This is a genomic window from Stenotrophomonas sp. YJH_SMC_101-4, assembly GCF_059370395.1.
Genome location: NZ_JCAFTP010000002.1, coordinates 49162 through 60832 on the forward strand (window position 1 = coordinate 49162; position 11671 = coordinate 60832).

The following is an 11671-nucleotide window of genomic DNA, read 5'->3' on the forward strand; positions in this document are numbered from 1 at the left end:
CACCCGTATAATCGATGGCAATCTCCGGACAGTTGCCTGCCTCACGTGGATACGCCTCTGAAACAGCGTCTGATTGGTGCCATCGTGCTGGTGGCACTGGCCGTGATTTTCCTGCCGATGCTGGTCAAGGGACCGGCACCGGACAGCGGCGTCGCCAATGTGCCGATCGCCGCGCCGGATGCACCGGCCGATGGCCAGTTCGAAACCCGTGAACTGCCGCTGGTGGCCCCGGCGGGCGGTGCCACGGGGCTGCAGACCGGCCAGGCCAAACCGCTTGCGGAGGCCGCAGCGCCTGCCACGCCGCCGACCGTGGACACGTCGCCGGCGGTCGCCGCCGGCAACTATGCGGTTACCTTCGGTGCCTACGGCAGCAAGGCCGACGCCGATGCCGTGATCGCCTACCTGAAGCGCTCGCAGCTGCCGGGCTTCACTGAAACCGCCACCATCGGCGGCCGTCAGGCTTGGCGTGTGCGGGTCGGGCCGTATGCCGACCGCGCCCAGGCCGAGGCGGCCCGCCTGCAGGCGGTGAAGATCCGGGCGGATGTGAAGGCCGAAGTGATCACCCTGGACGCGGCGGCCGGCAGCAGTGCCCCGGTCGCGGCCACCCCGGCACCCGCTACGCCGAGCGCCAGCACCCCGTCCGCAGCCACTGCGCCGTCGGCCAGCAGCAACCCGGTCCGCAGCGAAAGCCTGCCGCCGAGTACGCCGACCGCGCCCCCGGCCGCCAAGCCGGAACCGCCGAAGCCTGCGCCGAAGCCCGAGCCGAAGCCGGAGGCCACCGCCAGCAAGCCGGCGACGGCGCCGACCACGCCGGCGGCACCGGCTGCCAGCGGCGTCGGCTTTGCCGTGCAGCTGGGCGCGTTCGGTCAGGCCAACGATGCCAATGCCCTGCGCGACAAGGTCCGCGCCGCCGGTTTCAGCGCGTTCGTTGAACAGGTGCGCACGGACAAGGGCACCCTGCATCGCGTCCGCGTCGGGCCGGTGGCCAACCGCGCCGATGCCGAGCAGCTGAAGGCGCAGGTCGCCGCCAAGGTCGGCGTGGCCGGCATGGTGCGACCGCACCCATGACCCACGCGCAGCCCCGTTGCCAGCGCCGCCGAAGGAGCGGGGCGCCATGATCGACGTGGTGCTGCTGATCGTGATCGCCGCCTCCACCCTGCTGGGGATGCTGCGCGGCTTTGTGGGAATCGTCATCGGCACCCTGTCGTGGCTGCTGGCCGCGTGGGCGGCCTTCGCCTTCGGCAATGATGCCGCCCATTGGTGGGCCGCCCCGGCGGCCCCCGGTGGCGAACACTTCGTCGGTGGCTACCTGGGGGTCGGCATCGGCGTGATGATCGTGGTCGCGGTGATCGGCATGGTCATCAAGGCCCTGGTCCACCGCAGCATGCTGACCAGCCTGGACCGCCTGCTGGGTGGGGTGCTGGGCGCGGTGCGGGGCGGCCTGATCGCCGCGATCCTGCTGCTGCTGGGCAGTTTCACCCCGCTGACCGCCGAGCCTTCCTGGCAGCGTTCGGCGGTGCGCCCACTGCTGAACCCCACCGTTGCCTGGATGAACAGCAAGCTGCCGCACTGGGAGGTTCCCGGCGCCGATCTGCTGCCCAAGGGCTTGCCCACCGACGCCCTGTCCCCATCTGCATTGATGGAGTTGGGGAAGAACGCAGGCGCCGGGTTGGGAAAGCCGGGCGCGGCAGGCGATAATGGCATCCTCAACCAGGTAGTGGCAGGCAGCGGATGGCTGCGGCCTGCGAAAGCGGAACAGGGCGATTCCTACGATCCGGCCGAAGTGCGTCCGGACGCCCCAGCACTGCCGGACAGTATCGAGCCGGGCGATCCGGCCAATGTCGACCGCGCGCGCGGCGACCACCGCGGCCAGGTACGGCCACCTTCCTTGTAACTGGGCAAAGCCCAGCGGAGACCTCGCACCATGTGTGGCATCGTCGGAATCGTCGGCAACCAGAACGTCGCCGGGCAGTTGTATGACGGCTTGACCGTCCTCCAGCATCGCGGCCAGGACGCAGCAGGCATCGCCACCGTCAATGGCAGCCGCCTGCGGGTGCAGAAGGCCACCGGCCTGGTCCGCGATGTGTTCGATGCCCGCACCATGTCCACCCTGGAAGGCAGCGTCGGCATCGCCCATGTGCGCTACCCGACCGCCGGTTCGGAAGGCATGGACGAGGCACAGCCGTTCTACGTGAATTCGCCGTACGGCATCGCGCTGGCCCACAACGGCAACCTGATCAACACCGAGGCGCTGCGCCAGCAGGTGTTCGAACAGGACCGGCGCAACGTCAATACCGATTCGGACAGCGAAGTGCTGTTGAACGTGTTCGCCTACGAACTGGAGCAGCAGCGCCAGCTCAGCCCGGAAGCGGCCATCCGTGCCGTGGCTGGCGTGCACCGCCGCTGCAAGGGCGGCTATGCGGTGGTCAGCGTGGTGCTGGGCCTGGGCCTGGTGGCTTTCCGCGATCCGCATGGCATCCGTCCGCTGGTGCTGGGCAAGCGCAGCCACGCCGAAGGTGACGAATACATCGTCGCTTCCGAGTCGGCCGCGCTGGACGTGCTGGGCTTCCAGCGCGTGCGTGACGTGCAGCCGGGCGAAGCGCTGGTGATCACCGCGCGTGGCGAGCTGTTCTCTGAGATCTGCGCCGAGCCGGCCGAGCACACCCCGTGCATCTTCGAGTACGTGTACTTCGCACGCCCGGATTCGATGATCGACAACGTGTCGGTGCACAAGGCGCGCATGCGCATGGGCATCAAGCTGGGCGAGAAGATCCTGCGCCTGCGCCCGGACCACGACATCGACACCATCATCCCGATCCCGGACACCTCGCGCGACGCCGCGCTGGAGATCTCCAACGTACTCGGGGTGAAGTACCGCGAAGGCTTCATCAAGAACCGCTACATCGGCCGCACCTTCATCATGCCGGGGCAGGGCGAGCGCGTGAAGTCGGTGCGCCGCAAGCTCAATCCGATCCACCTGGAATTCCGCAACCGCGTGGTGCTGCTGGTGGACGACTCGATCGTGCGTGGCACCACCAGCCAGCAGATCGTGCAGATGGCCCGTGATGCAGGCGCACGCAAGGTCTACCTGGCCAGTGCTGCGCCGCCGGTGCGCTACCCGAACATCTACGGCATCGACATGCCGGCCGCCGAAGAGCTGGTCGCGCACAACCGCAGCGTGGAAGAGATCGAAGCGCACCTGGGCTGCGACTGGCTGATCTACCAGGATCTGGAAGACATGGAAGCGGCGGTAAGCGAGGGTAATCCGGCGCTGCGCAACTTCGATTCGTCCTGCTTCAACGGCCACTACCCGACCGGTATCGAGCCGGGCTACTTCGAGCGCATCCAGCAGCTGCGTTCGGACGATGCCAAGCACAAGCGCCGCGCCTGAGGTCCAGGCGTGGTTGACGTGCCCGACGTTGGTGGTGACCTGCTGCGTGCGGCGCAGCAGTGCCTGGCCGAAGCCGACCCGCTGCGCAAGGTCGCGCTGACCCAGGCGTACGCCGCCGCGTTCCGTGCCGGTCGCCTGAGAGTGGCCGCCGATGCGCCGCCGCCGGAACCGATCCGCATGCCCGGCCGGCCGTCGCAACTGGTGCTGGTGCATCCGCGCGAGGTACCGCGGCGCGGACTGGGCGGCGTGGAAGGGCGGGCCGCCTTCATCCACGCCATCGCCCATATCGAACTCAACGCGATCGACCTGGCCTGGGATGCGGTGTACCGCTTCCGCGGCCTGCCGCCGGCGTTCCATGCCGACTGGGTCAGCTGTGCCGACGACGAATCGCGGCACTTCATGTTGCTGCGCGAACGCCTGCAGGTGCATGGCCACGACTATGCCGATTTCCCCGCGCACAACGGCCTGTGGGAAATGTGCGAAAAGACCGCGCATGACGGCTTGGCACGCATGGCGCTGGTGCCGCGCGTGCTGGAAGCGCGCGGCCTGGACGTCACCCCGGGCATGATCGAGAAGCTGCGCAACGTCGGTGATGGCGAAACCGCCGACGTGCTGGAAGTGATCCTGCGCGAGGAAGTGGCGCATGTTGCCGCCGGTTCGCGCTGGTACCGCTGGTACTGCGACCGCGCCGGTGTCGAGCCGCGCGCACGCTTCAAGGAACTGCTGGTGGAGTACGCCGGCGGCTACCTGCACGGGCCGTTCAACATCGAAGCGCGCCTGCTGGCTGGTTTTGATGCGGATGAGCTCGCCAACCTGGTCGAGCAGGCGGGTTGAGAAAAAGGGGACGGAGGGGATCAAGTCGTGAATGCCACAAACGACTTGATCCCCTCCGTCCCCTTTTTCTTATGCATTCGGCAACACCACGCGCTTGCCGTCCACGGTCGGCCGGTTGATGTAGAACAGGCCTGGGCCCGGCCGGTACGGTAGTTCGCTGACGCCGGCATCGGCGGCGTAGGTCAGTGCGGTGTCGCCCAGGGCGTCGAAATTCCAGTGTGCCGACTGCATCAGGTAACGCCGCCGCAGCAGCGCTTCCTGTGTCTGCGTCAGCGGCTGTCCGGCCACCAGGCGGCGTGCGATCGGCTGCAGGGCCGACGGCAGCTCCCAGCCGGGAACTCCGGCCGCATTGGCGGTCCATTGCACGCCGGCATCGATGGCCTGCTGCTGCATCACCTGCAGTGCGATCAGTTGATAACGCCAGTCGATGCGCCGACGCAGCACCACCGCGGCAGTCACATACAGCACCGGTGACAGCAGCACGCTGCGGCTGCCGGCGCGACGCTGCTGCTGCCACTGGTGCCAGACATCCACCCAGATCTCTTTTTCCCCAACGCCCAGCTGCTGCCGCCAGCGTTCGGCATCGGCCTGTGTTTCAGCGTAGGCCGTGGTGGCCTGCAGCAACGCCAATGGTGGGACCTGGTAGTCGGCAACCGCTGGGCGGCGCAACTGTTGCCGGCGCGGTCGGCTGAGCAGCTTGGGGCCTTCCTCCAGCTGGTTGTAGCCACCACCGATGTTGGCATGCACACCGGGCAGGGCGATCTCGGCGAATGGCGGCGCCACGCTGGTCAGCGGATAGTGCTGGCGGTGTTCATCGCGTGCAGTGAGCTGCACGACGCGACCGGCGATGCCGCTGTGCAGGGCCAGCTGCGGGTGCTCATCGGCGCGGCCGCCATTGACTGCGACCACGGTGTCGAACAGTCCGATGAAGCGCAGCACCGGTGTGGCGGGGGCGAAGTTCGCAGTGCAGGACAGGCCGGCGCCCTGCAGCAGCTGGCGCCAGCGCACGCTGTCCCAGCTCTGCAGCTGGTTGGCGATATCACGTGCCGCGGCAGCGCCGCGCGAATAGCCGAACAGATCCAGCTGCACGCCACGCAACGGTCGCTGCCAGCGCGCGGACAGCTCGGCCAGTGCCGCCGGCAGCAGCACCTGCAGCGCGCGCTGCACTTTTGCACGAACGCCACTGGCACCGATGCCGAAGGCCAGTCCGATCAGATCATCATCGGCATCATCGCGGGTGCCCACGCCCTCCACATAGATCGACAACGAAGGTGCGCCCGTCGCATCGCGGCGGCCGTCCGGATACAGCTGCTGCAGGCGCGCGATGTTGGTCAGGCCGTTGTCGTAGCTGCTGGTCAGCCGGCTCTGGTAGGTCGAATCATCATCCGCGCGCAGCTGTGCCGGGCGTGGCTGCGGAACCTGTGGGCGACCGCGTGCCAGGTTGTGTGCGTTGTTGCGGGTGCCATCGAAGAACAGGCCAATCCGCAGCATGCCGACATCTTCATCCGTGTCCTGCGATGGTGCCATGTGCATGTCCCGTCGTGACTGCGTCACGGTAGCGCGAAAGCGGTGTATTGACGAAGTGTAGTGACGCTTTTGACCTTACTTAACGCAGATGCGGTCGATCACAGTTCCTGATTTTCATTCCCATCTTCTATTGAATTCACACGACCCGCGCAGGCCATATGGCCAGACCCGGCAAACCCGGGCGTGCTGCATCAACGCTGTTCACATCATTCAAGGAGCGACGCAATGTTGTCCAGATCGATTGGCAAAGCGGCAGGTGGCCTGGTGTTGGGTTTGTCGGTGGCAGCGGCCGCGCATGCGGCACCGTTGTTCGAGCCGGTGACGGTCATCAGCCGGGCATCGGCAAACAGTGAGCCCGCGCTGGGCAAGCTGCTGGCCACCCCGTCCACCGCGACGGTACAGGAAGTGCGTGTCGACGCTGCTGCCACCGCGCAGCCGCAACTGGAGTTCGAACTGCTTGGCCAGCGCGTGCAGGCGGTGCGCAGCAAGGTGGAGGCCCTGCCCGATGGCGGCAGCATCTGGTACGGCCAGTTGCGCTCGCCGTCCGATCGGCTGACTGCCGCCACTTCGAACGGTCAGGATGATCCTGGCAATTCAGTGATCCTGGTGCGTTCGGGCAACACCCTCACCGGCTCGATCCGCAAGGACGGCAAGCTTTACCGGCTGCGTCCGCTGGGCAACCGCCATGTACTGGTGGAAGTGGATGAATCGCGGATGCCGGCGGATCATCCGGCCGACTACAACCAGCTGCCGAAAATCCCGATGGGCAACAATGACCGCATCGGCATCGCGCAGGCCTCGTCCGGCACCCCAGCCACCATCCGCGTGCTGGTGGTGGCGACCAATGCAGCGGTAACGGCCTATGGCGGCAACATGCAGTCGCTGGTGCAGCTGGCGGTGGCCGAATCCAACCAGGGTTACGTCAACAGCAACGTTGGCATCACCCTGCAGCTGGCCGGCTATGAAACCACCAACTACACCGAGTCCGGCAACTTCACCACCGACCTGACCCGCTTCCGCAACACCAGCGACGGCTACATGGACAGCATCCACACCAGCCGCAACAACACCGCGGCCGATGTCGGCGTCCTGCTGATCAACAACACGAGCTACTGCGGGTTGGCCTCGGGCATCGGCTCGACGGCATCGACGGCCTTCGCGGCGGTGTACTGGGATTGCGCGACCGGCTACTACTCCTTCGCGCATGAGATCGGCCATCTGCAGAGTGCGCGGCACGATATCGCCAGTGATCCCAGCACGTCGCCCTATGCCTATGGGCACGGCTATCGCTACGAGCCGTCCTCCGGTTCGCGCTGGCGCACGATCATGGCCTATGACTGCTCGGCCGGTTGCCCGCGCCTGAACTACTGGTCCAACCCGAACATCAGCTACAACGGCATCCCGATGGGCAATGCCAGTACCGCCGACAACCAGCGCGTGCTGGTCAATACCAAGGCCACCATCGCGGCCTTCCGCTGAAGCCAGTCGCCGACCGGGGTCGGCGTCTACCCGGGTGCGTGCACCTGCCCTGGTAGATGCCAACCTTGGTTGGCACCCTGCGATCCATCATTCGCGCGCGAGCGTATCCAGCGACCAGCCGCCGGCATCCACGCGCAGTACCGATCCCTGTTCGTACCAGTCGCCCAGCACGATGCGGTTGCAGGTGCGGCCACCGGCCTGCAGCGTGTGCACCGCCGGACGATGGGTGTGGCCGTGGATCATGGTGTCCACGCCATGGCGCACGAAGGTGGCGTCGACTTCGGCCGGAGCCACATCGGTCACGGTCTCGAACTGCGCACGATCGCCCTGCTTCATTTCCGACTGGCGGGCCTGGCTGGCGTCGCGTGCCTTCTGCGCGAACGCGATGCGTGCGGCCAGCGGCTGCGACAGGAACTGCGCCTGGAATGCCGGGTCGCGCGTCTGTGCACGGAACTGCTGGTAGGGGATGTCGTCCGTGCACAGCAGGTCACCGTGCTGCAGCAGCACCGGGCGACCGTACAGCTCGATCACGCACGGGTCGGGCAGGATGCGCAGGCCGGCACGGCGCGCATAGTCTTCGCCGAGCAGGAAGTCGCGGTTGCCGCGGATGAAATACACCGGCACGCCGCTGTCGGAGAGCACCTTCAGCGCGTCGGCCACTGCATCGGCGGCGGGCGAGGGCGTGTCGTCGCCGATCCAGGCTTCGAACAGGTCGCCGAGGATGTACAGCGCATCGGCGCCGGGCGCCTGTTCGCGCAGGAAGCGCAGGAACAGGTCGGTGATCTCCGGACGACTGGGGTCCAGGTGCAGGTCGGAAATGAACAGCGTGGTCATGCCTGCATTCTAGGCCATCAACGATGGCGGTAGCGCCGGGCCATGCGTGGCCGGCGCGGCGGCCATCACACCGGCAGCGGCAACCAGGCCAGGCTGGCCGATGCCAGCAGGATGGCAATGCCGGTGGCGGCCAGTACATCGGACGGGTAGTGCAGGCCCAGCACCACCCGCGACAGCGCGACGCCGAAGGTGAACGGGACCAGCAGCGGTGCCAGCCACGGGTAGTAGGCCAACGCGACGATGGTGAACGACACCGCGTGCAGGGTGTGCCCGGAGGGGAAGCTGAACTCGTCCAGCGGTGCCACCCAGGCACGGATGCGCAGATCGGCCGCATACGGGCGGGGACGCCGGGTCCAGCGCTTGAGGCCCTTGTAGAGCAGCAGCGCGGCCAGACCGGTGGCGGCCATGTGCACGGAGGCGCGCAGTCCGTCGAAGCCGTCGAGCAGCACCAGCGCGCCCATCAGCACGTACCAGAACACGCCATCGCCGAGACGGCTGATGACCGAGAACAGGCGACGCACGCGGCGACGCCGGCAGTAGTGGTTGGCCCGGCGGCAGAGCCGCGCCTCGCGGCCGGCCAGCAGCTCAAGCGGCGTGGTGCGCATGGCCGCTCCTCCGCGACTGGGCCAGCTCGGACAGCAGCGCATCGAACTCGGCAACCACCTGCTGTGGATGCAGGCGCTTCATCGCACGCGCGGCGCTGCTGCCGAATTCGCGGCGCCGTGCATCATCGGCGGCCAGCTGCACGGCTGCCTCGATGAACTGCTCATCGTTTTCCACGGCCGCGCCGTTCTCGCCATTACGCAGGTATTCGCGGGCCGCACCGTAGTCGAATGCGACGGTGGCCAGGCCGCTGGCCATGCTTTCCAGGGTCACGTTGCCAAAGGTCTCGCTGCGGCTGGGGAACAGGAACAGGTCACCGCTGGCGAAATGCCGCGCCAGGGCCTCGCCGCGCTGGATGCCGCAGAAGATGAAATCCGGGTTTTCATGTGCCAGTTTTTCGCGGGCCGGACCATCACCTACCCAGACGAAGCGGGCTTTGGGCCGGATCTGCTGCAGGCGCCGGAAGGCTTTCACCGCCAGGCCAAGGTTCTTTTCCGCGGCGATGCGGCCGACATGGATCGCGACCAGGCCATTGCCGTCCACGCCCCATTCCTCGCGCAGCCCCGGGTCGCGCCGGCCCGGATCGAACTGCTGGCTGTCGACCGCACGTGCCAGCAGGCGTACACGTTCGAAACCCTGTTCGCCGAGGAACTGCTGCAGTTCGCGGGTGGGTACCAGCGTTGCGTCGGCCTGGTTGTGGAACCGGCGCATCCAGCGCATCGCAGCGGCCTGCAGCCAGGCGACGCCGTAGTCGGGCAGGTACTCGTCGAAGCGGGTGTGGAAACCACTGGCGACTGGAATGCCAAGGCGGCGCGCGGTGCGCAGCGCCGACCAGCCCAGCGGGCCTTCGGTGGCGATGTAGACCGCATCGGGACGCTGCTGCTGCCAGTGGCGGTTGAGCCGGATCGGTGCAGGCAGGCCGAAGCGCAGGCCGGGGTAGCGCGGCAATGCGGCACCCGGAACCAGCAGCGTGCCTGGCGCCGAGTCCAGCGCTTCGCTGGTCTGGCGTGGCCGGATCAGGTCGATGTCATGGCCGGAAGTGCGCAGTCCCTGCTCCAGGCCCTGCACGGTCAGGGCAACGCCGTTCACTTCCGGCGGGTAGGTCTCGGTGACGATGGCATAGCGCATGGCGGGCCTCCGGGTTTCCGGCATGCTCGGGCCTGGCGATGTAGCGGATATGACCGCTTTGCGACCACGGGATGACGGCGGTCCGGTTCCCGTGGAGCCACGGCCCCGAAGGGCCGTGGCAGTGGTCCAGGAAGCGCGGTGGATCAGAAGCGCTGCTGGTATTTCATGTAGATGAAACGACCGATGTCGAAGCCACCGTAGTAGGAGAACAACGAGTTCAGCCTCAGGCCACGAACGGCCGGAACTGGATGCCCAGCCCGGCGATGCCGTCGGTCTCGCCGATCAGATCGGCGCGCAGCAGCGGCCGGGCATCGATGAAGGCCTGCGGCACGATCAGCGACAGGCGGTTGTCGTCGGCGGTCAGTTCCAGCGCGGGCAGTGGATCGTCCTCATGGGCACGATTGAGCAGCACCGCCAGGCGCAGCAGGGCGGCCAGCCGGCGAGCGGTCAGCAGCAGGCGCTCGGGCAGGGCGTCGAAGGCGGTCTTGGTCACGCTGCGGCGATGGCTGCGCACCAGCGCGGCCAGCATCTGCTGTTCCTGCCGCGAGAAGCCGGCGATATCCGAGTGTTCCAATACGTAACTGCCATGCACGTGGTAGCCGCTGTGCGCGATCATCAGGCCCAGCTCGTGCAGGCGCGCGGCCCAGCCGAGCATCCGCGCGTCGTCGGCATCGAGCCGCCAGCGTTCCTGCACCTGTTCCAGCAGTGACAGCGCGGTGTCCTGCACGCGATCGGCCTGCACGGTATCGATGCCGTAGCGCTGGCTGAGTGCGGACACCGATTCATCGCGCAGGTCGTTTTCGCCGGCGCGGCCGACGATGTCGTACAGGATGCCTTCGCGCATCGCCGCCTTGCTGACCAGCAGCTTCTGCAGGCCCAGTGCCTGGAAGGCGGCCTCCAGCACCAGGATGCCGCCGGCGATGATCGGGCGGCGGTCGCTGGACAGGCCCGGCAACTGGATGTCGTCGATCTTCTTGGCCTTCAGCAGTTCGTCGCGCAGCTGGGGCAGGGCCTCGGCGGTGATCGCGCCCTTGCTCAGCTTCATCGTGGCGCAGATCTCGCTGATCGCCTTGTGCGTGCCCGAAGAACCCAGTGCTTCCTGCCAGCCCAGCGCGCGGTACTTGCTGGCGAAGGGCTGGAACTCGCGGCCGATCTCGGCCAGCGCGTCCTTCCAGCGCTTCTTGCTCAGCTTGCCGCCGGGGAAGAAGCGCCGGGTGCTGGCGATGCAGCCGGCCTGCAGGCTTTCGCGCTCCAGGGTCTGCATGCCCATGCCGATGATGAACTCGGTGGAGCCGCCGCCGATGTCGATCACCAGCCGGCGCTGGCCGGGCTTGGGCGGTTGCGCGTGGGCCACGCCCAGGTAGATCAGGCGCGCTTCTTCGCGGCCGCTGACCACTTCGATGGCATGCCCAAGCGCGGTTTCGGCGGGAACCAGGAACGACTGCGGAGAGCGCAGCTGGCGCACGGTGTTGGTGGCCAGTGCGCGCACCCGGTGCGGCGGCACGTTGCGGATGCGCTGGCCGAAGCGGGCCAGGCATTCCAGCGCGCGCTGCCGCGCAGCGGAGGAGAGCCCACCTTTGCCATCCAGGCCATCGGCCATGCGCACGGTCTCGCGCAGGCGGTCGATCACCCGCAGCTGGCCGAGCGTGTAGCGCGCGATGACCATGTGGAAACTATTGGAGCCAAGGTCGATGGCGGCCAGCAGGTCGCCATCCTGCAATGCGGGCGGAGTCGTGGTGGTATGCGGCATGGACGAATGTTAGCCGAAGGGGCGGTGTGCTCGTCACCGCGCGGCCTTCACATTTTGGAAGAGGGGAGTGCGGCAGGGCTGCGCCCTGCACCCGCCGAATCAACGGCAACGGCTAAAGCAAAAGC

The 11671-nt window shown here is 67.3% G+C and carries 10 protein-coding genes; 5 read left to right on the top strand and 5 right to left on the bottom strand.

The window, feature by feature from the left end:
* Positions 1–45: 45 nt before the first annotated feature.
* Genes AC5P8D_RS06375 through AC5P8D_RS06390 form a run of 4 tightly spaced genes read left to right on the top strand, consistent with a single transcriptional unit; the run spans position 46 to position 4225 of the window.
* A complete protein-coding gene (locus AC5P8D_RS06375) occupies positions 46–1068 on the top strand; it encodes an SPOR domain-containing protein (RefSeq protein WP_329763694.1) in 1023 nt (340 codons plus the stop codon).
* A 46-nt stretch (positions 1069–1114) separates the two neighbouring features.
* A complete protein-coding gene (locus AC5P8D_RS06380; protein WP_019336370.1) occupies positions 1115–1894 on the top strand; it encodes a CvpA family protein in 780 nt (259 codons plus the stop codon).
* Positions 1895–1924: 30 nt separating this feature from the next.
* Positions 1925–3391 (top strand): amidophosphoribosyltransferase, encoded by a 1467-nt coding sequence (gene purF / locus AC5P8D_RS06385; protein ID WP_010483938.1) that lies wholly within the window; start codon positions 1925–1927, stop codon positions 3389–3391.
* Between the two features lie 9 nt (positions 3392–3400).
* Complete coding sequence (locus AC5P8D_RS06390; RefSeq protein WP_224329009.1) at positions 3401–4225, top strand: ferritin-like domain-containing protein; 825 nt, start codon at positions 3401–3403, stop codon at positions 4223–4225.
* Between the two features lie 69 nt (positions 4226–4294).
* Here AC5P8D_RS06390 and AC5P8D_RS06395 read toward each other — a convergent pair whose 3' ends face one another.
* The gene (locus tag AC5P8D_RS06395; RefSeq protein ID WP_329761165.1) at positions 4295–5752 is read right to left on the bottom strand and encodes a T6SS phospholipase effector Tle1-like catalytic domain-containing protein; all 1458 of its coding nucleotides are present in this window, start codon (positions 5750–5752) and stop codon (positions 4295–4297) included.
* Between the two features lie 225 nt (positions 5753–5977).
* Between AC5P8D_RS06395 and AC5P8D_RS06400 the strand changes: the two genes are divergently transcribed.
* Positions 5978–7231, top strand: coding sequence for a zinc-dependent metalloprotease (locus tag AC5P8D_RS06400; protein WP_010483932.1), 1254 nt, complete (start codon positions 5978–5980; stop codon positions 7229–7231).
* A gap of 87 nt (positions 7232–7318) precedes the next feature.
* Here AC5P8D_RS06400 and lpxH read toward each other — a convergent pair whose 3' ends face one another.
* From lpxH to ppx, 4 genes are all read right to left on the bottom strand, one after another.
* Positions 7319–8065, bottom strand: coding sequence for a UDP-2,3-diacylglucosamine diphosphatase (gene lpxH, locus AC5P8D_RS06405; RefSeq protein WP_010483930.1), 747 nt, complete (start codon positions 8063–8065; stop codon positions 7319–7321).
* Between the two features lie 65 nt (positions 8066–8130).
* A complete protein-coding gene (locus tag AC5P8D_RS06410; RefSeq protein WP_010483928.1) occupies positions 8131–8670 on the bottom strand; it encodes a phosphatase PAP2 family protein in 540 nt (179 codons plus the stop codon).
* Entirely contained in the window at positions 8651–9796 is a 1146-nt protein-coding gene (locus tag AC5P8D_RS06415; protein WP_010483926.1) for a glycosyltransferase family 4 protein, read from the bottom strand. Before AC5P8D_RS06415 ends, AC5P8D_RS06410 begins: the two co-directional genes overlap by 20 nt.
* 223 nt (positions 9797–10019) lie before the next feature.
* Positions 10020–11546 (bottom strand): exopolyphosphatase, encoded by a 1527-nt coding sequence (gene ppx / locus AC5P8D_RS06420; protein ID WP_010483920.1) that lies wholly within the window; start codon positions 11544–11546, stop codon positions 10020–10022.
* Positions 11547–11671 lie beyond the last annotated feature (125 nt).